Raw genomic sequence first — 23704 nt, forward strand, 5'->3', positions numbered from 1 at the left:
AAATTATATACGGTGTTAGCACCAATTTTTATTTCTTTCGTTAATTGGTTTGTTTTATTCTGCAAGAACATTCGTGATGCTCGTTAATGTATTTAATTGATTCTATGCAGAGTTCTTTTAAAGCCGAAATATTGATGTCAGAAAGTTTTTTTACATAAATGCAGGCTTTACCCATTTTGAATTTACCGAGGTCATCTAACAACAATTTACTTTTTTTTGTATCAGAATAAATGTAGAGAGAAAACGCTGCTTTTCTCGGAGAAAATCCAAGTACTGGAGCATCACCTTCATGTCCGCTAGCATATTTGTAATGGTAATTGCCAAATCCTATAATAGTTGGTCCCCACATTTTGGGTTCAGAATCAGACCATTTCTGCAATAGTTCTATTAGTCTAAAACTGTCGGCTTTTTTCAGTTCGTTGTCAACGTATGAGTTTATAAAACCTGTTACGTTTTCGCCTGTGTAAATTGTCTTTGTTTTTGCCATAATTCCGATTTTGATCATTGCCTTAAAATCTTTTCCATCTTTCTGCCTTTCGCCAATTCATCAATCAGCTTTTCCATACGTCTACATTGTTTATACAATTCAAATTCATCCACTATTTCTTCAATTCGATAACCACAAACAACTCCTTTAATCAAGTGTGCGTTTGGATTTATTTTGGCTTTTTGAAAAAATGTTCTAAAGGTTGCTTTATCATCAATAAGTGCTTGTACAGCATCTTGATCAAAACCAGTAAACCATTTAATCACTTGATCGAGCTCTTCTTTTGTTCTTCCATTTTTCTCCAATCTATTCAAGTAAAGTGGATAAATGGATGCAAATATCATATTGGCAACCTTTTCATTTTTTTCGGCTGTAACTTTCATTATCACAATATTTTTATATTAATTGTTTTTATTTTATTCGCATAAAGTCAAATGCGCCTTTTCGAAGTTGTATTCCATACTCCAGATAGGCTTTCATGCAGGCTAAGAAATTTGCCCAACCTCCCGAATTTTCTAAAGCCCATTTGAGGTTATTTTCATTTAATTCTTTACCGTTTTCGTTTACTCTCACTATTGTACTATTGTCTGGTAATTTTTCTAATGTAATTTTTACAACAGTTTCTGGGTCCCATACAAAGGAAATTGAACTATTGTTGTCTATTTTGATTTCATTTACTGGGAACTTATCATCAAATTCAGGAAATTTCCAAATCACTTCTTTTCCCGTTTCCAATCTTCCACTACTTTCCGAAATGAAATATTTAGTCATGTTCTCTGGATTTACAATTCCTTCAAAAACTTCTTTTACAGGTTTTTGAATTTGTATAGTTGCATTAGATTCTAGTATCATATCAAATTCATTTAGTTTATACCCATCTTCAAATTGGTGCTAACAATTGTATATTGTTACTTGTAACTAAATTTCTATTTTGCCAATACCACTAATCTAATGGATTTATTATGTTTTTGAAAGTATTTGTTGTACCCCTGTTGTACCTTGGAAAAGAAAAAGGAACCCCAATTACTGAAGTTCCTTTGTTTATACGTAGCGAGAGGGGGGCACGATCCCCCGACCTCCGGGTTATGAATCCGACGCTCTAACCAGCTGAGCTACCTCGCCATGTCGTGTAAAACGGCTGCAAATATAAAGGTTAATTTTTTGTTCTTCAACATTCATCTGGGAAAAATATTCTAAGGGTTTTAATTTTTTTATCATTGAGTTTTATATATATTGCCCATAATAAATACCAATCGTAATGAACGATAAGATTAAGTATGAAATTGAATTTGTAATACAATCATCGCCCCAGTTACTGTATCAGTACCTATCGACCCCTTCCGGTCTTTCGGAATGGTTTGCCGATAATGTGAACTCAAGAGGGGAGTTGTTTCGTTTTATATGGGATGGCACCGAAGAGGAAGCCAAGCTGCTAAAACGAAAAAGTGATGAATTCGTGAGATTCGCTTGGGAAGAGAATAGTGACGGCTCTTATTTTGAAATGAGGATCATTGTGGATGAAATCACAAAGGATGTTTCCTTATTTATTACCGATTTTGCAGAAGAGGATGAAATTGAAGAGTCAAAGATGCTCTGGGAAAATCAAGTTTCAAGCTTAAAACAGGTTTTAGGTTCAAAGTAAAACCCGCAAACATTTATGCCCTATCTTTGGCCTTGATTTTGCAAGGCTTTTTTTATGATCAATTTTAACGGCAACCTCCATCCCGAAGAAACCCATTTTCTGAACCATGAAAACAGGGGATTATGCTACGGTGATGCTCTTTTCGAGACCATGAGGGCAATTAACGGAAAATTGATGTTTTGGGAATCGCATTATTTACGTCTAATGTCGTCGATGCGCATACTTCGAATGGAAATTCCGATGAACTTTACCATGGAATTCTTAGAGGGTCAGATTATCGACACATTAAAGGGCAATCGTCTTGAGCATATGCCTGCCCGAGTGCGACTTACAGTCTTCAGGAATAATGGCGGACTATACACCCCGACCACCAATGATGTTTCTTTTATAATCTCGGTAAATGCACTTCAGACGCCCTTTTTTAGTTTGGAAGACAAAGCATATGAGGTTGGACTGTTCAAGGATTTTTATGTGAATCCCGATATGCTATCTACCTTAAAGACGAACAATAGAATACTTAATGTCATGGGAAGTATTTTTGCCAAAGAGAATGGGTTCGCCAATTGTTTGTTGTTGAACACCCATAAGAGTGTGGTAGAAGCGCTCAATGGCAATCTTTTTTTGGTACAGGGGAATGAGGTAAAGACACCTCCATTATCCGACGGATGTCTAAATGGTATTGTTCGAAAGAAATTGATGGAAATCTTGGTACGCCTTGATGATTATAAATTGATCGAAACTTCGATTTCTCCTTTTGAACTTCAAAAGGCCGATGAACTTTTTATTACCAATGCCATAGTGGGTATACAGCCGATTACGAAATATAGGAAAAAGGAGTTTACGAATCACGTGGCCAAAAATCTGTTGGGTAAATTGAATGCCACGGCCAGGCTTAATCCATAAAAGGATAATTCTAATTTAAGTTGGGATTTTCTGGCGCATTGGACCAAATTAAATAATTACCACCCAGTTCTACCATTTTTTCCTTCCAAAAGGCAACGGAAGATTTCTGAATAATGGCACTTTCGTATTCATTGGGTACAACTATCCAAGACTTGGATGAAAGTTCTTGGTCTAACTGAAGGGACGACCAACCCGAATACCCAAGAAAGAATCGAATATCCTCTTCATCGATTATTTTATCATTGATAAGTTGCACGGTGGTATCAAAATCCCCGCCCCAATAGATCCCGTCAGATATTTCTATGCTATTGTCTATTAGATGCGGTACTTTATGGATAAAATATAGATTGTCCTGTTCTACCGGCCCACCATTATAGACTTGAAGCGGAATAGAGATTTCAGTGACCAATTCATTGATATTATATTCCAATGGCTTGTTTAGGATAAAACCAACAGAACCTTCCTTGTTGTGCTCGGCTAACAAGACTACGGATCTATTGAACGAAACATCCCCGGTCAATGAGGGTTCCGCGATAAGTAATTTGCCTTTTTTAGGTTTAATACCGATCATTTTTCCATTTCTTATATAACTAAAATAAGACATTTCCCCTAAATCACAAACAAGCACAAAAAAAACCTTGACGTTTTAGTCAAGGTTTTTAAGTATTTGGTAGTATGGATTAGTTTACCGCTTTGGCCAAATCAGCACCAGCTTTAAACTTTACAACATTTTTAGCTGCAATTTTGATAGTTTTTCCAGTTGATGGATTTCTACCTTCTCTTGCATTTCTTCTAGATACGGACCAAGATCCGAAACCTACTAACGATACACGATTACCTTTTTTAAGAGACTTTTCAACGTTTCCTAAGAAAGATTCCAATGACTTTTTAGCAGCAGCTTTTGTGATGCCAGCGTCGGCAGCCATTGCATCGATTAATTCTGTTTTGTTCATAATGTAATTAAATTAATTGTTTTAAAAATAATTTTAAACCTTTGAACAAATTTATACGGAATTACCGTGAACACAAGTAAAATAGGGGGAAATCGCCGTTTTTGTTGATAACTCAATGGGTTTGTTGATAAAGTAGGGCGTTTTTTACGTTTCTCGCAGCCCAATGATAACGGGACTTTACAACATTGAGGCAGAATCCGTCAATTTTAATCCATTTAGAACATCTCCGGTTTCCATTCTACGCTTTCCTGGTAGTTGAATTTCCTTAAGGTGAATATAACCTCCTTTGACGGCTATTTTCATTTCCTTTTTGGTACTGAGGATCGCTCCGTTTGCAAGGGTATGACCATCTTCTTCCATAGATGCCCTGAAAATTTTAAGGAATATTTCTTCCCCATTGTTTTGCAAGATTGTCCAGGCTCCTGGGTAGGGGCTCAAACCCCTTATGAAATCATAAACCTGTTTTATGGGCCAGTTCCAATTAATTTGACAGGTTTCTTTATGTATTTTGGGGGCTTGCTTCAATTCGGGAGTAAAGATTTGGGGTGTTCTCGTTACAATTCCCTTTTCGATTTCCGAAATTGTTTGTAAAACGATTTTGGCCCCTAAATGCATCAACTTATCATGTAAAGTCCCCGCGGTGTCATGGACTGTTATTTCGACCTTGTCTTGTAGGATCATTTCACCGGTATCAATTTTGTCATCGATAAAAAAGGTAGTGACCCCTGTTTCGGTCTCTCCATTTATTATGGCCCAGTTGATAGGGGCAGCCCCCCGATAGTTAGGCAGTAAGGAGGCATGAAGATTGAAAGTGCCATATGCAGGCATTTCCCAAACAACTTTTGGCAACATCCTAAAAGCAACGACGATTTGCAGATTGGCATTTAAGGTTTTGAGTTCTTTTAAAAAAAGCGGATCTTTGAGGTTTGTCGGTTGTAGAATATTCAGCCCTTTTTCCTCTGCGTAGACCTTTATCGCCGATTTATGTATTTTTCTTCCTCTACCGGCCTGTTTGTCCGGAGCGGTCAATACGCCTACAATGTTAAAGCTATTCTTGAATATCGCATCAAGAATGGTTACTGCGAACTCTGGGGTGCCCATAAAAACAATCCTTAATTCTTCCTTTTTAAGCGAGCTCATATTCATTTCTGGTATTTATTTTTATTTTTTGCGATTCCAATAATTCTCGGATGGCAATCAGGATGGTGCTTTCGTCAAAAGGTAAAACCTTGATGATAGCTCTCGAGGACTTACCATTGGTTTTTAGCAAACGAATTATTTCTTCCGATACCAAGGTAGCAATGTTGTCGTTCTTTGGTAATTTGGCCTTGCATACATCACATATACCACATTCAACTTCGATAGGCTCCCCAAAATAGTGTAATAACTGTTTGTTTCTACAAACCTTAGCATTGTTTATGTACGTTAAAATCGCCTCAATATTCCTCGTTTTTATATTGTTGAGCGCTTTAACCTTGTGTGCGAATATATTTATGGTTATATCGTCTTCCCTGGGTACCAGGAAAGTAATCTCCAGATCACTGTCATGTTCCTGGTATTCGATGATCCCCTCTGCATACAATTTTCGAAGCGTTATTAGAACTTTCTCTTCGCTAACGCCGGCCTTTTTGGCAACCAGAAGGGTGTTTATCTTCGTGTCGAATTCAAATACACCCCCATAAGTCCGTAACACGGTTTGAACGATTGCAGCTCGATTCTTATTTTTTTCCAGATAAGAAAATAGTTGTTCTTTATCGGCAATAAAGCGAAGTACGGTTTTTTTGGAAAAAGCTTCCGATAAGGCAAATACCGAATTTTGGTCTAATATCCGAAAGGCATTATAAGTAAGTATGGTATTTAGTTTATAAGTGTCGCAAAACGCATTGAGATTCAATTGGAAATTTTCATTATGCCCTTCACCATAGGGGATTTGGAAATAATTATTGAGTTTGTTGTACACCAACTTTATAAATGGGATGTCGGGCAATACACTTAAAAATTGATTCTTTACCTGTTCAATATCCATCCTATTGGTAAGCAATACCGCATTGGCCGGTTCCCCATTTCTGCCAGCTCTACCAGCTTCCTGAAAATAATTCTCAATACAATCGGGAATTTGATAATGAACCACCAGGGAAACATCGGGTTTATCAATCCCCATACCAAATGCATTGGTGGCCACCATGGTCTTTACCTTGTTGTTCAACCAAAGATCAAGTCGCTCTTTTTTCTCCTTTTTCGATAATCCACCATGAAAATAGGAGGCAGAACAAGAGTTCATTTGCAAGTAATTCGCCAAATCCTGGGCCGCACGCCTTGTTCTCACATAAACGATCGCACTGTGTTCGAGCGCTAAGCAAAGTTGTTTCAGTTTATAGCGCTTGTCTTCTTCCCATGAAACTGAAAAGGCAATATTATCTCGAGAAAAAGAATCCTTGACCAAAAGGGGATTGATCAAGGTAAGATTTTCAAAAATATCCTTAACAACTGCTTTGGTGGCCGTGGCGGTGAGTGCAATGATCGGGGCGGTAGGGATAAGCTCCCTTAATTTGGAGCATTCGAGATAGGCAGGCCTGAAGTCATGCCCCCATTGTGAGATGCAATGGGCCTCGTCGATCGCGATAAGGTTTACATTCATCTGTTGGATCCGTTCTCGAACCAATTCCTGTTGTAAGCGCTCTGGGGAAAGATAAAGGAATTTATAATTGCCATAAAGGCAATTGTCCAATAGATTATTGACTTCCTCAAATGAAATGCCCCCTGTAAGGGCGATGGCCTTAATTCCTTTTTCCCTTAAGACTTCGACCTGGTTTTGGATCAATGCGATCAAAGGTGATACTACAATACAGATACCATCTTTGGCCATGGCCGGAATTTGAAAGCAAAGCGATTTACCACCTCCTGTCGGAAGTAGGGCAAGAACATCCCGCTCTTGTAATACCGCATCAATTATTTTTTCCTGGGAACCTTTAAAGGACCCATATCCCCAATATTGCTCTAAAATCGTCTTCGGGTCCTTGTGCATTAGAGCTTGTTTATTTGGTTCAGGATAAATGCTACCCTATCATCGACACTTCCTTTTGGGACGTGGATTACGTTGTATAAAAATTTTTCATAAGCCGTTGCCAGGCAATCATGTATTTGCAATGATTCTTCAAAAGACTCGAAACGTTCCTCGTCGGTTACATGTATTTCTTTCCATGGAGGCATTAAAAAAACATTATCATACCTTAGACTAGCACAGGCTTGGGTGAATTCGGCCTCATACGATTGCTGAAAACAATCCATATAGGCAAGGACATCCGGGATTCCTCGATCAAAAAAGACCAATTTACTAGGGGAATCCGAAACAGAATGGTATTGGGCAATACGGGCATTCAATATATTCAGGTTGAAACGTTTGGGGTCTGGAACGGAAACGATGGGATTGGAAACCATTTCCAATTTTTGGCCTTGGGTCCTTTCTTCCGTGGTCATATCGCGGATCACTTCATGAAGGCAATGGAAACCATTTCTCTCCAACTGTTCAATGACCGATGTTTTACCGGTGCTGGGACCTCCTGTGACAACAATTTTTTTCGACTTCACACGCAATCTATTGAGGTTGTAAAAGTAAGGAATACATGATTATTAAAAAATTATGATCTAAGCCTTATATTTGCATAAAATTGTTGTAATGAATGCAGAGAATCCCGAAGAGTTTTATTCTCGACTTAAGATCCAGTTGGAAGAAAGCACCCAATGGCCCTCTTTATATCTATACAAGTTTATTATACTTACAGATGCCGAAAAGGTCAAAAAGGTGCATACGGTATTCAATAATACCGGCGCTGTTATCGAGTCTAAACTATCTAAAAACGGGAAATATACCAGTCTTTCAATTCAGGTAAACCTGAAGAACCCGGACGCAGTAATCGCAAAATACAAGGAAGTTGGAAAGATTGAAGGGGTAATATCCTTATAAAATAGCAAATACAGCATAATTTTCTTATTTTGCACCCGTTATAGAAATACTTCCTATACACTTTAAAAGCATAAAACTTCAGATTTGAATTTAGTAGAAAACCTAGAATATAATACGGAAAGAGCCAAGCTCATAATTCCTGAATATGGTCGTCATTTTCAAAAAATGGTAGACCATGCCGTTACGATTGAAGATCGTGACGAACGTAACAAAGTAGCCCAGGCCATTATTAGTGTCATGGGCAATTTACAACCCCATTTGCGGGATGTGCCCGATTTTCAACACAAACTATGGGATCAATTGTTCATCATGTCCGATTTTAAGTTGGATGTAGATTCGCCATTTCCGATAACTTCGAAAGAAGTACTTCAACAACGACCAGAGCCGTTGGAATATCCTCAAAATTTTCCTAAATACCGATTTTATGGCAATAACATTAAGCGTATGATCGATGTTGCCGTAGAGTGGGATAAAGGCGATATGAGGGATGGATTGGAATATGCCATTGCCAATCATATGAAAAAGTGTTACCTGAATTGGAATAAGGATACCGTAGATGACAAAGTCATCTTTAAACACCTGTATGAACTCAGCAACGGACAAATAGATTTGGCCAAAGAGGGGGAGAACCTCACTGAGAGTGGACAATTCCTTAAAAATAGGGTGGCAAAGAATCCTCGGAGTGCAACGGGCAAGAAATCACAAAGAACCAATAATCGCGGTAAAAAGCGGTACTAATAGTCTTAATCTTAAATGGGAACGTTTAAAATTGAAGGTGGCCATCAATTGTCTGGGGAAATTACACCACAAGGCGCCAAAAATGAAGCATTGCAGATTTTATGTGCAGTACTTTTGACCGAAGAAGAAGTTACCGTAAACAACATTCCCGACATTCTTGATGTCAATAAGCTTATTTCCTTGCTAGAGGATTTAGGGGTGAAGATCAGAAAGAAAGGAAAGGGATCCTACACGTTTAAGGCAGATGATGTCAATCTCGATTACTTACAATCTGACCAATTCAAGGAAGATGGTCGGGGATTAAGAGGCTCGATCATGCTCGTAGGGCCTTTACTGGCCCGTTTTGGCAAAGGGTATATCCCCAAGCCGGGAGGGGATAAGATTGGGCGTAGAAGATTGGATACCCATTTTGAGGGCTTTATCAAACTTGGGGCAAAATTCCGTTATAATAAAGAAGAGCTTTTTTATGGTGTGGAAGCCAAAAAGCTGAAGGGTACCTATATGTTGCTCGATGAGGCTTCTGTAACCGGTACCGCGAATATAGTCATGGCCTCGGTTTTGGCAGAAGGAAAAACGACCATTTACAATGCCGCCTGTGAACCCTATCTACAGCAGTTATGTAAAATGCTGAATCGAATGGGGACCAATATCTCAGGTATAGGATCAAATCTTTTGGTCATTGAAGGTGTTGATGCCTTGGGAGGAACGGAGCATACCATGCTGCCCGACATGATAGAGATCGGCAGTTGGATCGGATTGGCCGCCATGACCAAAAGTGAACTTACCGTAAAAAATGTCAGTTGGGACGATTTAGGCCAGATACCTACCGTTTTTCGAAAATTGGGTATTACCATTGAACGCAAAGGGGACGACATCCATATCCCTGCACATAAAGATGGGTACGAAATACAGAACTTCTTGGATGGGTCTATATTGACCGTTGCCGATGCGCCTTGGCCAGGACTTACCCCGGATCTATTGAGCATAATCCTCGTTATGGCGACCCAAGCCAAAGGGGAGGTGCTTATACATCAAAAGATGTTTGAAAGTCGATTGTTCTTTGTGGATAAGCTGATAGATATGGGCGCTAAGATCATTTTATGCGACCCACATAGGGCAACCGTCATCGGCCATAACTTCAAGTCCAATTTAAAAGGGACTACCATGGTCTCCCCAGATATCAGGGCAGGTATCTCTTTATTGATCGCCGCATTGTCGGCCAAGGGGACTTCTACAATACATAATATAGAACAGATCGATCGTGGCTATGAGCATATCGATACCCGATTAAGGGCCATTGGGGCCAAGATCACAAGGGTTTAGGTTTTTTTTCTTGTATATATTGTTTCATCTTGATTCAGAATACCTTCCGTAATCAAAAATTGTGCGATAGCATAGGTAACCATGACCAAAAAGTGACCGTAAGGAACGGTGACCAAAAATTTATCGATGGCCAGAAAACTATCGGAGGCGATAAAAAAGAGGGCTCCAATAAAAACCCAAGTATAGCTTTGTTGATTTACCTTTCCTTTTCTTCCATAGGCCAAAAGTGCCATCATAAGGATCATGATAACATAAAGGATTACAGGAACTAGCAATGCTCCCAGTTGGGCTTTAAGCAGATAGAATAGAATTGACCCGTAAAGCAACAATAGGATAAAAACCACCCAAAAATTGCTCGGAACAGGGGTGTTCCTATGCCTGAAAAAAACGATACTGTACAAAAAATGGGCCGTTAGAAAGGAGGCGAGTCCGATTATAAAGTAATTTGACGATATACTCTCGTACATCAGAAAGACATCGCCTAACCATGAAAAAATCAAAGCCATTAAGGTAAGGTTATAGGTCCGCTTGCCCAAAGTTCTCCCGTTTATGGCGAAGTACATAATGAGCGAAAATAAAATTAGGGGTTTGGTATAATGACGAAGTCCTTCCTCCCCGATACCGCCCACCCATAAATCCAGGATAACCAATAAGGCGAAGAAGGGTAGAAAATAGGCAGGCTTTCGTTTGGCCTTGCTCATTTAATACTAACTATCTTTCCAGCCGACCTTGTTATGGGTGCCATCACAAAAGGGTTTGTTATTTGAAGCCCCACAGCGACAAAAGGCGGTAATATTTTCCTTAACATGTTCTACGCCTTCATTATCGGTGATCACCAATTTGCCTTCGACCAATAAAGGTCCATTGGGTTTGCATTTTACTGTTGTCATGGGTATGTTGTTTTTATTCGTTTCTATTTCACCTTTGATCCGATAGGTCAAAGCGCCTGAAGGGCACTCATCTATCTGTGCGATAAGCTCCTGTTCGCTTGCATTATGCTGTTTTATCCATGGTTTTTCCCTTGGGTTATATACGCGGGGTAACTTCTTCACGCAAATACCTGAATGGATACATTTTTCCGGTTTCCAGATAATTGTTAAGTTTTCTAGGGGATATTCCTTAATTATTTCCTTTTCCATGCTTTGGTTTACTTCTAAATATACTAAAATTGTCCTAGCTCAGCGCTTCTTTGTAAATTTTAAGACATCGTTCACGGGCAAACTTGTGGTCGACCATTTTTTCAGCATAGGCGGGTTTTTGGAGTTCTGGTACCCATTGGTTTATATAGGTTTTCTTTTTGTCGAATTTCTCGATTTGGGTGGTGGGGTTGAATATCCTAAAATAAGGAGCGGCATCGACCCCACTTCCGGCTGCCCATTGCCAGTTGCCAACGTTGGAGCTCAGTTCAAAATCCAGTAATTTTTGGGCAAAATAGGCTTCTCCCCAGCGCCAATCTATCAAAAGATGTTTACAGAGAAAACTGGCTACCAACATACGCACACGATTGTGCATGTAACCGGTTGTATTGAGTTCGCGCATACCAGCGTCTACCAAAGGATATCCGGTTTGTCCTGTCTTCCATTTTTCAAATTCCTCCTCATTGTTCCGCCAGGGTATGCGATCATACTTCGGTTTAAAGGCATGGTTGACCGTTTTAGGGAAATGCCAAAGTATTTGCATAAAAAACTCGCGCCATATCAATTCATTCCAATACACTTCATTCTTCGCTTCCATGGCTTTTTTTACAATACTGCGTATAGAAATGGTGCCAAACCTCAAATGGGGTCCGATTCTGGAAGTTCCATTGGTTTTTGCCGGGAAGTTCCTTGTAGCCTCATAGTTTTCGATAAGGTGTTCCGAGACTTCATATTCGGGTACTGTAATCGATGACTTTTCAAAACCCAGATCTTCTAATTCCAGATAGGGGAGTTGGGTGTTTTGAACGTAGTTATTTGTAAGGGGATTGCTAACGATATGTTTTGAGAGGGACTCAGCATTGAATTTTTCCTTCCATTTGTTTTTATAAGGTGTATAGACCACATAGGGATCTCCATCTGATTTGACTATCTCGTTCTTTTCAAAAATCACTTGGTCCTTGTAGGTGTTCAGGGGTATATTTTTACCCCCAAGAAATTCTTTTATCTGTGCATCGCGATGTATGGCATAGGGCTCATAGTCATGGTTGGTGTATACCGCATCGATTTCGAAGTCCCTGATCAAAGTCTTGAATATTTCCAAGGGATGGCCATGGTAGAGACCCAAGGAGCTATTATATTTTTCCTTTAATTCCTTGTTTATCGATTGTAGGGATTCATGAATAAAAGTTACCCTGGCATCATTTTTTGGTAATTGGCTTAAAATTTCCTTATCGAAAATGAAAATAGGGAGAACCTTGGGAGATTGCTTAAGTGCATGCGTCAGCCCTATGTTATCCACTAAACGTAAATCGCGTCTAAACCAAAATATCGATACCTTGTTTCCCATATTAATTTACATTCAGTGTTGATAGGCCACCATCTACGCCAAGTATCTGACCTGTAATCCAAGAACTGTCCGAACTGAGCAAAAATTGGGCAATTTGGGCCAAATCCTCTGAATTGCCGACTCTTTTTAAAGGGTGCCTTTGTGCCATCATTTCCTTTTTTTTGTCATTGTTCAATAAGCGGGCAGACAAGGGGGTATCGACCAAGGAAGGGGCTATGGCATTGACCCTGATTTTTGGGGCATATTCAGCTGCCAAGGATTTTGTAAAGCCTTCTATGGCTCCCTTGGCTGCTGCTACACTCGTGTGAAAAGGCATACCTGTCTGTACGGCAACCGTACTGAAAAAAACCATACTTGATCCATCGGAAAGTAAGGGGATGATTTCCTTGACAATATTGACCAAACTGAAAAAGTTGAGATGCATGTCTTCCTTAAAGGTTTCCATAGATAACATCTTAAGCGGTTTTAAGTTAATACTTCCCGGAAAATAAACAAAACCATGGAACTGATCTGGCAATTCGGACGTGTCTAAAAAATCTTTGGTCGCATCGAATTGAATATGGGATACTTCGGGTAAATCGGTTACTTCCCACGTACGGGAAGCTACATAGACATTGTGGTTCTTGTGAAGCTTTCTAGCCAAGGAAAGTCCAATACCGTGGGATCCGCCAATTAATAGAATATTTTTCATTTTAAATGGATTTAATATGTAAGAAATTTGACTTGCCTTCAACTTTACCGAAAAGTTCGGTCAGTTTTTGTTCTCTATAGGCAAATATTTTAATAAGCTGCTTTTTAATCAAAGGGTAAACCAAACGACCTAAGGGACCAAAGGGAAGCTTTAAATCAATAATATCCTCCATGACCACACCTTCGGGAATCGTCTTTAGAAAGTGTTTATGGTGCCATAGGGCATAGGGCCCAAATCGTTGTTCATCTACAAAGTACTCCCCATCCAAAACATGGGTAATCTCGGTTACCCATCTTGTAGAAAGGCCCGGAAAAGGTATGACTTTATACTGTATTATCTGTCCCGGAAACATGTCTCTTTCGCCGCCGGATAAAATATGGAAGCCCATATGTTCCGGGGTTATGGTCGCCAAATTCTTCGGGTTCGATAGGAATTCCCATGCCTTTACCTTAGGTATGGGAAGGGATTGCAAAGAATGTAATCGGTAAAGTCTCATAAGTATGATAAAATAATGTTTAACAAATATACAAAAAGATTAAACAATAAAGAAATTTCTATTTCATTTCATTTTTGTACATTGAAGTTTTGAAAGTAATTATGAAATCGAGTTTATTATATATTTCCTTGCTGTTATTATCTTCTGGGTTAAGGGCCCAGGTCAATGTTAACGAATTAGGTCAGATACCCCAGGAGTTAAAGGAAAACTCAGGTCATATTTTCCATAACGGGAAATTGATTTCCCATAATGATTCGGGCAATCTCCCCGTACTCTATGCTTTGGATACGGTCACCATGGAGATTACCAAAAGAGTGACGGTTTCCAACGCCATAAATATCGATTGGGAAGATATCTCCCAGGATGACGATTTTTTTTATATCGCTGATTTAGGTAATTACTCAGGCACACGAACGGATTTGGTCGTATATAAAATCCTAAAAATGGATTTTGACAATGGGGAGACGGTTACTGCTGAAACCATCAATTTCCATTACGAAGATCAGGAAGAATTTGTTGACAATGGCAAAAGTAATTGGGATGCGGAAGCATTGACCGTTTTCGAAGATCAACTATGGATATTCACCAAACAATGGATAGATGAAGGTACCGTTGTCTATTCCATACCAAAAAATCCGGGAAACCATACTGCGAAAAGGGTGGCGGCCTATACCGTCGATGGTTTGGTTACTGGGGCTACATTCAATGAACGCTCCAATGATTTGGTATTGATTGGCTATTCCAATACACTGCAACCATTTGTTTTAAGGGCCAAGGATATTGATGCAAATTCAATATTTACCGATAATGTGGAACGCATTCCACTAGATATCGGTTTTGGTCAAGCTGAGGCTATTACCAGTGTATCTGCGAACCGATACTTGATCGGTACTGAAGAATTTCAACGCAATACCCCTTCAGTACATTTAGAACCCACGCTGTATAGTGTTCATTTCCTTGAAGATAACGAGACAAATGGGGAAGTCCCGGATATGGAGGAAGTCCCGGATAAGGAGGAAGATCCTGAAATTGACTCCGGGGAAGATCGCTTAATACTTTATGGGGCCTACGATTCCGATATAATTCACTATGACCTTGAATCAAAAAGACCGGTCTTAGGTCACGCTATTTTCGATACCTCTGGTAAAATGCTTCAGTTCCGGACAGCTGCCGAAATCGAGGATAATGATTTGGATGTAACCGTCTTTAAGTCAGGAGTGTATTACTTTACACTTTATTTAGGGGACAAGAAACTTTCAAAAGCGTTCGTAGCCTATTGATATTTAGGTTTAAGATTTTATTTAAGAATTTGTTAACAAGGGCAACGCCGGTTTATCTTTAGTTTTGATAAAACTCAAAATCAACAACAAATGAAAAAAATTCTTTTATTCGTAAGTGTGGCTTTAGTTTCCTTTTCCATGGAAGCACAAATAAACACACCTGCAGCAAGTCCGTCTTCAACCTTGAAGCAAACTGTCGGCTTAACCGATGTTACCATTGAGTATTCAAGGCCTTCCATGCGTGGCAGGACTATTTTTGGTGATTTGGTTCCTTATAACAAAATATGGAGAACTGGTGCCAATAAGAACACCACTATTGATTTTAGTACCGATGTAACCATCGATGGTCAAGAACTTAAAGCTGGATCCTATGCAGTTTTCGCTACCCCAGGGGAATCATCTTGGGATATCGTTTTTTATTCAGATACCAATAATTGGGGAACACCACAAAATTGGGATGATAGCAAGGTGGCCGCAAAATCCACGGCAGAAGTATATAGTATACCTGATAATATTGAAACATTCACCATTACCATTGATGATTTAAAAAATGATGGAGCGACTTTGGGTATAATGTGGGAGAAAACCTATGTTGGGGTGAAATTTGAAGTGCCTACCGATGCCGCGGTTATGCAAAATATTGCGAAAGTACTTGATGGGCCTAGTGGCGATGATTATTATGCCGCCGCTGTTTATTATTCTTCCACGGGCAAGGATATCAACAAGGCCAAAGAATGGATGGACAAGGCGATGGCCATGACCAAAGAGCCTGCTTTTTGGCAATTAAGACAGCAATCTTTAATTCTGGCAAAGGCAGGCGATAAAAAAGCAGCCATTGCCACGGCAAAAAAATCTTTGGCAGCAGCTGAAGCCGCAGGTAATGCCGACTATGTAAAAATGAACAAAGATTCGTTAAAAGAGTGGGGTGCAATGTAACCTTGAACAACATAATTTAAAAAACCCTGACGATATCGTCAGGGTTTTTTTATGCCCTAAAACCAATGGAAGAGGCGTTAATATCGTATTTTTGAACAGTCACCCTACCAAATTTGAGATATGTCTAGATTAATAATTTACGCCACCATTTTCATAGGTCTGAATGCTTGTATGAATATAGATGATAAACCAACATATATCGCTGAAAAATGGGAAAATCCTGAATGGGAAAACCCTGAGATATTCCATATAAACCGTGAAGAACCTACCGCCTCGTTTTATAGATATACCAGTGCTGAAGCGGCACTTGAAAATGAAAGTTGGGAGCAATCACCCCTATATAGATCATTGAACGGAACCTGGGATTTTTACTATGCCGAAAATCCCATGAAAAGACCAACAGACTTTTATAAAAATGAATTTGATCTTAGGGGATGGGATACAATACCCGTTCCTTCCAATTGGGAAATACAAGGCCATGGCATTCCTTTTTATACCAATGTCACGTATATGTTTCCACCAAATCCGCCCCATATACCCCATGAAACCAATCCTGTGGGTAGTTATAAGCGTGAATTTGAAATTCCGGATACCTGGAGCGACAAGGAAATTTATTTGCATTTTGAAGGTGTCAGTGGTGCCATGTATATATGGGTAAATGGTGAAATGGTAGGGTATAATGAAGGTAGTAAAACACCCGCAGCCTATAATATCACCAAATGTGCGAATATTGGTAAAAATACTATAGCAGTACAGGTATTACGATGGTCCGATGCCAGTTATATGGAAGACCAGGATTTTTGGCGATTGAGTGGCATAGATCGGGATGTTTATCTCTATGCAACGGCTAAAACGACCCTTAAGGATTTTAAGGTAATTGCGGATTTGGAAAATAACTATACCGTTGGCATTTTAAAACTAGGGTTAGACATCGTACATGGGGCAAGGGCAGAGGCCAAAAGTGCACAAATAAAATTATTGGACGGTGAAAAAGAAATGTATGCTGAAACCCGAAAACTCGAACAAGGCAAAGAGGTAAGTCAATTGATCTTTGAAAAAGCCCTACCAAATATCAAGTCTTGGAATGCCGAAATCCCAAACTTATATACTTTGTTGATAAATCTTCTAAAGGAGGATGGCTCCGTTTTAGAGGCAACCGCGGTAAAAGTAGGTTTTAGAAAAGTGGAGATAAAAAACAATCAGTTTTTGGTCAATGGTAAGGCAGTATTGTTAAAAGGCGCAAATCTCCATGATCATGATGACAAGACAGGGCATGTTGTAAGTGAAGCACTTACCCTTAAAGACCTTACGGTCATGAAACAAAATAATCTGAATGCGATCCGTTGCAGCCATTATCCCAAAAACTCCCATTTCTACAGGTTGTGCGATAGATATGGTTTTTATGTTATCGATGAGGCAAATATCGAAAATCATGGCATGGGGGCGACCAATCAAGGCCTCGATACGGATATCGAAGCCCAGAAAGTCCATCCGGCCTATCTTCCCCAATGGAAGGAAATGCACTTAGATCGTACCATACGAATGTTCGAAAGGGATAAGAATTATCCCAGTATTATCACTTGGTCCTTAGGGAACGAGGCGGGTAACGGGGCCAATTTCCAAGCCACCTACGATTGGTTGAAGGCCCATGATGAAACACGTCCTGTACAGTATGAAGGGGCAACACAATACGAAAATACCGATATCCAAGCGCCTATGTATATGCGGATTCCCGATATGGTCGCCTATGCAGGGAATAATCCTAAAAGACCTTTAATTCAATGTGAATATGCCCATGCCATGGGAAATAGCGTAGGTAATCTTCAAGAATATTGGGATGTCATTGAAAAATATGATGTTTTGCAAGGAGGATTTATATGGGACTGGGTAGATCAAGGGTTACTGACAAAAAATGAGCAAGGCCAGGAATATTGGGCATATGGTGGTGATTTAGGGGGGAAGGATTACCAGAATGACGGCAACTTTTGTTTGAACGGTTTGGTAAACCCAGATAGGAGTGGGCATCCATCATTGCATGAAGTGAAGAAAGTGTATCAATACATAAAATTCAAGGATAAAAATGCCAAGGCTGGTTCAATTTTAATCCAAAATGCCTACGACTTCTTGAATTTGAACCAATTTGAATTCAATTGGAAATTGTTTAAGGACGGGGCGGAGATTGCCACAGGGGTACTGCCTACGCTAGATGTTGCTGCGGGTGAGACAAAATCAATCCAAATCGATATGCCCAAGCTTGATGATACCAAAGCGGAATACTTTCTTAATCTGTATGCGCACACCAAAGAGGCAACCCCTTTGGTGCCCTCGAATTATGTAATAGCCTATGATCAATTTCAACTCACCCCATATACGCCTGAAGCATTTACCACGGCCAATGTAAATGATGGACTTGACATTACATCAGAAAACAATACCCTGATTGTTCGGGGCAATGGTTTTGAAGTGCATTTCGATGCTGGGAAAGGGGAGTTAACATCGATTGATTATGGTAAGGGCAATATTTTGGTCCAAGCCATTACGGCCAATTTCTGGAGAGCCACCACAGACAATGATTTTGGGTATAATATGCCAAAAAAACTCAAAGCTTGGAAAGATGCCACGACGAACCAAAAATTGGCACAAATGACGATCACATCTGCCGAAGACCAGCAATCTATGGATGTTTTGAAATTAAGCGGTAATCCGTTTAAAGTCGAGAATGGCACGCTTCAAGTTAAATCGGAATTTGCTTTGGATGCCGTGAAGGGCGGAGTAAGTATTACCTATGACATCAATGACCAAGGGGAGATAAGGGTCCTAACGCAATTAAACAATATTGCTGAAGATAAACCAGTCTTACCACGTTTTGGTACCAACTTGATCATTAAGGATGAATATCAAAAAGTGACTTGGTATGGTAGGGGACCCCATGAAAACTATCAGGACAGAAAAACAGCGGCCTTGGTTGGCACCTATGAAGCATCTGTAGACGATTTATATTATCCGTATATACGACCACAGGAAAATGGAAATAGATGCGATGTACGTTGGCTGACATTTAAAAATGCATCAGGGGATGGTATTGGGATATATGCCCCTCAGGTATTTGATTTCAGTGCCCACCATCAATACAATACCGATTTTGACGCAGGGGACACCAAACAACAACGTCATACCGTGGATATCGTAAAACGTGATTTCGTCAACATTAACATCGACTACAAACAAATGGGTGTAGGTGGTGATAACAGCTGGGGTTTAATGGCTTTGGACAAGTACCAGATAAAACCTGAAAATTTATCCTTTAGTTATGTGATCAGACCCCTGCGTTAAATAGAAGACTCCACTGGCGAATAGTTATCTATGACCGCTTTGTTCTATACTTTTAGGTCTCTATAGGTGGTTTTTTCAATAATCTGTCAAAGGCCTCGAACAATATTGAGAAGAAAATAACTAGAGCTGCCCCGATGAAATTCAACCATAAGTAACCTAATTTCTCCTGCCCAGCAGGGTAAATATGAATCAGGTTGTAGTAGGTAATACAAATCAATATTTGTGTTAATATGGCCGCTATGAACACCGCATTCCCCTTTACAAATTTAATAAAGAAGGCCAGAAGGAAAATCCCTAAAACATTACCGTAAAATATACTGCCTATGATATTCACCAATTGTATCAAATTATCGAAAAGGTGGGCAACGCAAGCTATTAAAATGGCGATAATTCCCCATAATAGTGTAAAACCTTTGGAGACCCTGACATAGTGTTTTTCAGAAAAATTCTTAGAGGTGTTACTGCGTTTATATAAGTCCAGGGCGGTAATGGTACCCAGCGCATTCAGCTCAGAAGCGGTAGACGACATGGCTGCGGATAAAATTACCGCGAGTAACAATCCAATAAGCCCCTTGGGGAGATTATTCAAAATAAAATGTATGAACACATAATCCTTGTCATTGGTCTCTATGGAGTCGTCAGCGAGTTTTATCAAGGCCTTGGCAGCGACCCTATTTGTACTATCCTTTTTATTAATATCGATGACCTGCATTTTGGCCGCTTCAACCGCTGTAAATTCCTTAAGGTCCAAGGCTATGGCAAATTTATTTTGTGCGATTACCTTTTCGGATTCCAATTCAATTTGTCGTTGTTGTAAAACCTTATAATCATCGGCATATTCCGAATTCAAAACTCCATTTGTTGCGACTGGATTAAAGTTCAGAGGCGAAGGATTATACTGATAGAAAACGAAAACCATTACCCCGACCAACAAAATGAAAAATTGCATCGGAATCTTTAAAATACCATTAAAAATAAGGCCTAATTGGCTTTCCCGTACCGATTTACCGGACAAATAACGTTGTACCTGACTTTGATCGGTTCCAAAATAGGCCAATGCCAAAAACAATCCGCCAGTAATACCGCTCCAAAATGTGTACCTACTTTTCGTATCAAAACTGAAATCTAGGATATTCAGTTTATCACTGGCCCCCGCAATCTTAAGGGCCTTTTCCAGACCTATATCATTAGGTAGGTAGCCTAAAATAAAGAAAAAGGCCATGAACATACCTATCATAATGATGAACATTTGTTGTTTTTGGGTAACGCTCACCGCTTTTGTGCCACCAGAAACGGTATAAATGATTACCAATGTGCCAATAATAATGTTCAATGTTTTTAAATCCCATCCCAGAACGGCTGAAAGAATAATCGACGGGGCAAAAATTGTGATACCGGCAGCCAACCCACGCTGTAATAAAAAGAGAATAGCAGCCAGTGACCTTGTTTTTACATCAAAGCGATTTTCCAAAAATTCGTAGGCGGTATAGACCTTTAATTTGTGATAGATGGGCACAAAAACCAAGCAAATGATAATCATGGCTAGGGGAAGTCCAAAATAAAATTGAACAAAACCCATACCATCATGAAATGCCTGGCCAGGCGTAGAAAGAAAGGTAATGGCGCTTGCTTGGGTAGCCATGACCGATAGGCCAATGGTCCACCATTTAGACTGGTTGCCCCCTCTTACGTAATCGTCTACATCCTTACTTCCACGGGTCTTCCAAACACCATAGATGACGATGAATAAAAGTGTTCCTGAAAGTATTAACCAATCTAAAGTCCCCATATTACATATAAGCTGTCATAAGATAACCAAAAATTAAAATGTAGATGATGTTCAAGATCAAAACCAGGGTATATTCTTTTTTCCAGACGAGTTCGTTTTCCATAATCAACCTTTTACATTGGTTTTTCTATCCAAATTTTTCTTACCAACAGACAGCATATTGGCAAATAGTTTATAAGCCCCGGGGACACCTTCTGGTAGTTCCCTGAAAAAACTTAAACCGGTATATATGTAGTGCCCCTTGCCATAGGGCGCAATTAATAGACCTCCTTTTTTTGCAGTTTCATTTTCGTCGTGCATCGATAGGATTGGAGTAAAATTGGAGTCCCATGCATCAGGGAAATAGAGGCCTCGTTCTTGTACCCAACCTTCAAAATCAGCCTTCGTTATTTTGTTGGGATAGTTGACCAATTCATGATTTTCTGCAATAATATCGACCTCGGAATCCTCTTCGGTAACCCTATCCCTTGACAAGGTAAGTTGAAAAGGGGCAATATCCTTGTATTGTTCATCCCATCTACCTGCCGTATTGTACTGTACTACCAAATTACCGCCATTCGCAACATAATCAAACAAATATTTTTGTTTGAACCTTAATTCAGGAACAACATTATATGCCCTAATACCCATAACAATCGCACTATATTTGTTCAAGGTTTCTGGGTTTATAGAATTAGGGTCTATTAAATGGACTTGATAGCCGATTTGTTCCAGACTTTTTGGTACTTCATCACCGGCACCGACGATATAGCCAATATGTTCCCCGACTTTTTGGATATTCAAGCGTACGACTTTTGCCTCTGAGGGTATCAATACCGACTGGGAGGGTATATGGTCATAGGCAATGGTGACCAACTCCTTTGATATTTCCTTCCCATTTATTTTGATAATAGGCGAAATAAAATTTTGATCTTCGTGTGCTGGTGGTTCCAATTCAAAAAGTACAATTTGTTCATCACCTTTTTTGGCTATCTCAAAAGGTTTGCTTTCTTGTTCCACTTTCCATCCTTCTGCATGGCAAAAAACAATTTCCCCTTTAATACTATCCCGATGTGCTTTTATGGTAACGGGGATTACTTTTGATTTTCCATCGGCAAAAATGATAACCTTATCCTCAAATCGGGCCGTGGCCTCTGGCAAAATATCAAAAGGTTGGTATAATTCACCCATATCGGGTCTGGAATAACGATGTATTACGGGTTTATTAAAGGTAATAGGATAACCTTCAAAATCTAAAACAAAACTGGCTTGGAATGCTGGTGGAGTTTCAGGATTGCCGATTAAATCCCGGTTATCAACCGTATACATGCCTAAAGTTCCTTTTTTCTTCAGCCAATATGGGCTGGTATAATCGGTGTTTTCCGGAACTGTAAAATCGAATTTTAAATTGACTTTTTCATTATTAGCAAGTACGATATCCTTGTCCGAGGAAATTATATTGCCAATCTTAATAGATTTTAATTTAACCTCGGCATTGCTGCGATTTAATGCCTCAATAGCCAGTGATACACTACTCCCAGGATTGGTCATTGGATTTTCTGAGGAAGCTTCCAAATACAATCCGGTTATAGCGGCAATGATATCTTCCAATTCTTTGGATTTTATTTTTTTCCAATGGGTATCGGGGATTTTCTGTAGTAATCGATGCGCCTGTAAAAGTCCTTTTAAATGCGTGGTCGGGTATTTAAAATTGAAGTTTTCCTCAATCCCATAAAGAATGGCCCCGACTGCATCGCCACCTTCAACCCTCGACCATGTTGTATCTATACCATCAAAAACATTTTTCTTATCTTGGGGTAAATCCCCTTTTAATAGTTCAATATATTCATTTTCACTGCCTCTGGACATGAGCCTTCCAAATCCTTGGCACCGGTGCTGACTACTGGCCAATGAGGCAATTTCATTGTTCGATCGCCCTAAAATCGGATAGTACACCCCAATATCATAATTTAGCATTTTGGATTTATCGGCGTTATTGAATTTTTCCTCGCTTCCGTAAAACCACCATGAGGTATTGAAGAACAATCTCTTGGGTTGCCACAATTCCAATTCCCCTAATTGATTGGGAAAGGAATTTATATCTGCCGCCAGATCAAAGGCCTCAACACTCAAAATGGCCGATGAAGTATGATGACCATGGGTTGAACCAGGGGTTCTGTGATCGAATCTATTAATGACCACATCAGGCCTGAATTTTCGGATCATACGAACTACATCCCCTAAAACGGTATCCTTATTCCAGATTTTTAAGGTTTCAGTTGGGTGTTTTGAGTAACCAAAGTCAACCGCTCGCGTAAAATACTGCTCCCCACCATCAATACTGCGGGCCGCCAAGAGCTCTTGTGTTCGTAACACCCCTAACAGTTCTTTTAGCTCAGGACCTATAAGATTTTGCCCCCCATCACCCCGGGTAAGCGACAAATATGCGGTTCTCGCCTTTACTTCGTTAGATAAGTATGATATCAACCTTGTATTCTCGTCATCGGGATGTGCCGCAATATATAAAGCAGATCCCAAAAAGTTCAATTTTTGGATAGCATGGTAAATATCAGAAGAAGAATTCTTTTTGGGTGCTTGGGCAAATGAGGTAAAGAAAAAAAATAGGATTCCCAAAAAGGATACCAATGACCTGTACATGATTTTGTTTTAGTTGGTTGATAAAGATATAAAGAAACACAAGCGACA

The 23704-nt window shown here is 39.6% G+C and carries 23 protein-coding genes and 1 tRNA gene; 8 read left to right on the forward strand and 16 right to left on the reverse strand.

What is annotated here, in order from left to right; genetic code table 11:
* Positions 1 to 40: 40 nt before the first annotated feature.
* The 4 genes from HPE63_RS01515 to HPE63_RS01530 form a co-directional block, all read right to left on the reverse strand.
* The gene (locus tag HPE63_RS01515; protein WP_188312462.1) at positions 41 to 487 is read right to left on the reverse strand and encodes a DUF1801 domain-containing protein; all 447 of its coding nucleotides are present in this window, start codon (positions 485 to 487) and stop codon (positions 41 to 43) included.
* Positions 488 to 501: 14 nt separating this feature from the next.
* On the reverse strand, positions 502 to 870 hold the full coding sequence (locus HPE63_RS01520) for a DUF2200 domain-containing protein (protein ID WP_188312463.1): 369 nt from the start codon (positions 868 to 870) through the stop codon (positions 502 to 504).
* A 28-nt stretch (positions 871 to 898) separates the two neighbouring features.
* Positions 899 to 1339, reverse strand: a complete 441-nt coding sequence (locus HPE63_RS01525) for an SRPBCC domain-containing protein (protein WP_188312464.1) — start codon at positions 1337 to 1339, stop codon at positions 899 to 901.
* A 196-nt stretch (positions 1340 to 1535) separates the two neighbouring features.
* A tRNA-Met gene (locus HPE63_RS01530) sits at positions 1536 to 1609 on the reverse strand.
* Positions 1610 to 1745: 136 nt separating this feature from the next.
* Between HPE63_RS01530 and HPE63_RS01535 the strand changes: the two genes are divergently transcribed.
* Both HPE63_RS01535 and HPE63_RS01540 read left to right on the forward strand, forming a co-directional pair.
* Positions 1746 to 2129 carry an START-like domain-containing protein gene (locus HPE63_RS01535; protein WP_188312465.1) on the forward strand — a complete coding sequence of 128 codons (384 nt, stop codon included), beginning with the start codon at positions 1746 to 1748 and terminating at the stop codon, positions 2127 to 2129.
* 54 nt (positions 2130 to 2183) lie between these two features.
* Positions 2184 to 3032, forward strand: coding sequence for an aminotransferase class IV (locus HPE63_RS01540; protein WP_188312466.1), 849 nt, complete (start codon positions 2184 to 2186; stop codon positions 3030 to 3032).
* A gap of 10 nt (positions 3033 to 3042) precedes the next feature.
* Here HPE63_RS01540 and HPE63_RS01545 read toward each other — a convergent pair whose 3' ends face one another.
* The 5 genes from HPE63_RS01545 to HPE63_RS01565 all read right to left on the reverse strand — a co-directional run bounded on the left by HPE63_RS01545 (position 3043) and on the right by HPE63_RS01565 (position 7573).
* Complete coding sequence (locus tag HPE63_RS01545) at positions 3043 to 3603, reverse strand: YqgE/AlgH family protein (RefSeq protein WP_188312467.1); 561 nt, start codon at positions 3601 to 3603, stop codon at positions 3043 to 3045.
* 109 nt (positions 3604 to 3712) lie between these two features.
* A complete protein-coding gene (locus HPE63_RS01550) occupies positions 3713 to 3985 on the reverse strand; it encodes an HU family DNA-binding protein (protein ID WP_188312468.1) in 273 nt (90 codons plus the stop codon).
* Between the two features lie 177 nt (positions 3986 to 4162).
* On the reverse strand, positions 4163 to 5131 hold the full coding sequence (fmt, locus tag HPE63_RS01555; RefSeq protein WP_394355011.1) for a methionyl-tRNA formyltransferase: 969 nt from the start codon (positions 5129 to 5131) through the stop codon (positions 4163 to 4165).
* Positions 5112 to 7010, reverse strand: a complete 1899-nt coding sequence (locus tag HPE63_RS01560) for a RecQ family ATP-dependent DNA helicase (protein WP_188312469.1) — start codon at positions 7008 to 7010, stop codon at positions 5112 to 5114. The genes fmt and HPE63_RS01560 overlap by 20 nt, the downstream gene beginning before the upstream one ends.
* Entirely contained in the window at positions 7010 to 7573 is a 564-nt protein-coding gene (locus HPE63_RS01565; protein ID WP_188312470.1) for an AAA family ATPase, read from the reverse strand. The genes HPE63_RS01560 and HPE63_RS01565 overlap by 1 nt, the downstream gene beginning before the upstream one ends.
* Positions 7574 to 7661: 88 nt before the next feature.
* On the opposite strand from HPE63_RS01565, the gene HPE63_RS01570 reads away from it, so the two are divergent.
* From HPE63_RS01570 to murA, 3 genes are all read left to right on the forward strand, one after another.
* Positions 7662 to 7949, forward strand: a complete 288-nt coding sequence (locus HPE63_RS01570) for a DUF493 family protein (protein ID WP_188312471.1) — start codon at positions 7662 to 7664, stop codon at positions 7947 to 7949.
* Positions 7950 to 8033: 84 nt separating this feature from the next.
* Positions 8034 to 8687: a DUF4290 domain-containing protein gene (locus HPE63_RS01575; RefSeq protein ID WP_188312472.1), complete on the forward strand. Its 654-nt coding sequence runs from the start codon at positions 8034 to 8036 to the stop codon at positions 8685 to 8687.
* 15 nt (positions 8688 to 8702) lie between these two features.
* Positions 8703 to 10010: a UDP-N-acetylglucosamine 1-carboxyvinyltransferase gene (gene murA / locus HPE63_RS01580; protein WP_188312473.1), complete on the forward strand. Its 1308-nt coding sequence runs from the start codon at positions 8703 to 8705 to the stop codon at positions 10008 to 10010.
* Here murA and HPE63_RS01585 read toward each other — a convergent pair.
* From HPE63_RS01585 to HPE63_RS01605, 5 genes are read right to left on the reverse strand one after another with little or no spacing between them, the layout of a single operon-like run.
* On the reverse strand, positions 10007 to 10711 hold the full coding sequence (locus HPE63_RS01585) for a lysoplasmalogenase (protein ID WP_188312474.1): 705 nt from the start codon (positions 10709 to 10711) through the stop codon (positions 10007 to 10009). The genes murA and HPE63_RS01585 overlap by 4 nt on opposite strands.
* Positions 10712 to 10717: 6 nt before the next feature.
* Entirely contained in the window at positions 10718 to 11149 is a 432-nt protein-coding gene (locus HPE63_RS01590; protein ID WP_188312475.1) for a (4Fe-4S)-binding protein, read from the reverse strand.
* 34 nt (positions 11150 to 11183) lie between these two features.
* Positions 11184 to 12494: a cryptochrome/photolyase family protein gene (locus HPE63_RS01595; protein ID WP_188312476.1), complete on the reverse strand. Its 1311-nt coding sequence runs from the start codon at positions 12492 to 12494 to the stop codon at positions 11184 to 11186.
* 1 nt (position 12495) lies between these two features.
* The gene (locus HPE63_RS01600; protein WP_188312477.1) at positions 12496 to 13185 is read right to left on the reverse strand and encodes an SDR family NAD(P)-dependent oxidoreductase; all 690 of its coding nucleotides are present in this window, start codon (positions 13183 to 13185) and stop codon (positions 12496 to 12498) included.
* Position 13186: 1 nt separating this feature from the next.
* A complete protein-coding gene (locus HPE63_RS01605; protein WP_188312478.1) occupies positions 13187 to 13681 on the reverse strand; it encodes an SRPBCC family protein in 495 nt (164 codons plus the stop codon).
* Between the two features lie 101 nt (positions 13682 to 13782).
* Here HPE63_RS01605 and HPE63_RS01610 point away from each other — a divergent pair, with 101 nt between their 5' ends.
* The 3 genes from HPE63_RS01610 (at position 13783) to HPE63_RS01620 (ending at position 19230) form a co-directional block, all read left to right on the forward strand.
* Positions 13783 to 14961, forward strand: a complete 1179-nt coding sequence (locus HPE63_RS01610; protein ID WP_188312479.1) for a hypothetical protein — start codon at positions 13783 to 13785, stop codon at positions 14959 to 14961.
* 90 nt (positions 14962 to 15051) lie between these two features.
* A complete protein-coding gene (locus tag HPE63_RS01615) occupies positions 15052 to 15897 on the forward strand; it encodes a DUF2911 domain-containing protein (RefSeq protein ID WP_188312480.1) in 846 nt (281 codons plus the stop codon).
* A 120-nt stretch (positions 15898 to 16017) separates the two neighbouring features.
* On the forward strand, positions 16018 to 19230 hold the full coding sequence (locus HPE63_RS01620; protein WP_188312481.1) for a glycoside hydrolase family 2 TIM barrel-domain containing protein: 3213 nt from the start codon (positions 16018 to 16020) through the stop codon (positions 19228 to 19230).
* A 52-nt stretch (positions 19231 to 19282) separates the two neighbouring features.
* Here the strand turns inward: HPE63_RS01620 and HPE63_RS01625 are convergent, their stop codons facing one another.
* Together HPE63_RS01625 and HPE63_RS01630 are read right to left on the reverse strand one after the other, a co-directional pair.
* Positions 19283 to 21019: a sodium:solute symporter gene (locus tag HPE63_RS01625; protein ID WP_188312482.1), complete on the reverse strand. Its 1737-nt coding sequence runs from the start codon at positions 21017 to 21019 to the stop codon at positions 19283 to 19285.
* 105 nt (positions 21020 to 21124) lie between these two features.
* Positions 21125 to 23656 carry a PIG-L family deacetylase gene (locus tag HPE63_RS01630; RefSeq protein WP_188312483.1) on the reverse strand — a complete coding sequence of 844 codons (2532 nt, stop codon included), beginning with the start codon at positions 23654 to 23656 and terminating at the stop codon, positions 21125 to 21127.
* Positions 23657 to 23704: the final 48 nt, after the last annotated feature.

Source organism: Maribacter arenosus (assembly GCF_014610845.1).
Lineage (GTDB): Bacteria > Bacteroidota > Bacteroidia > Flavobacteriales > Flavobacteriaceae > Maribacter_A > Maribacter_A arenosus.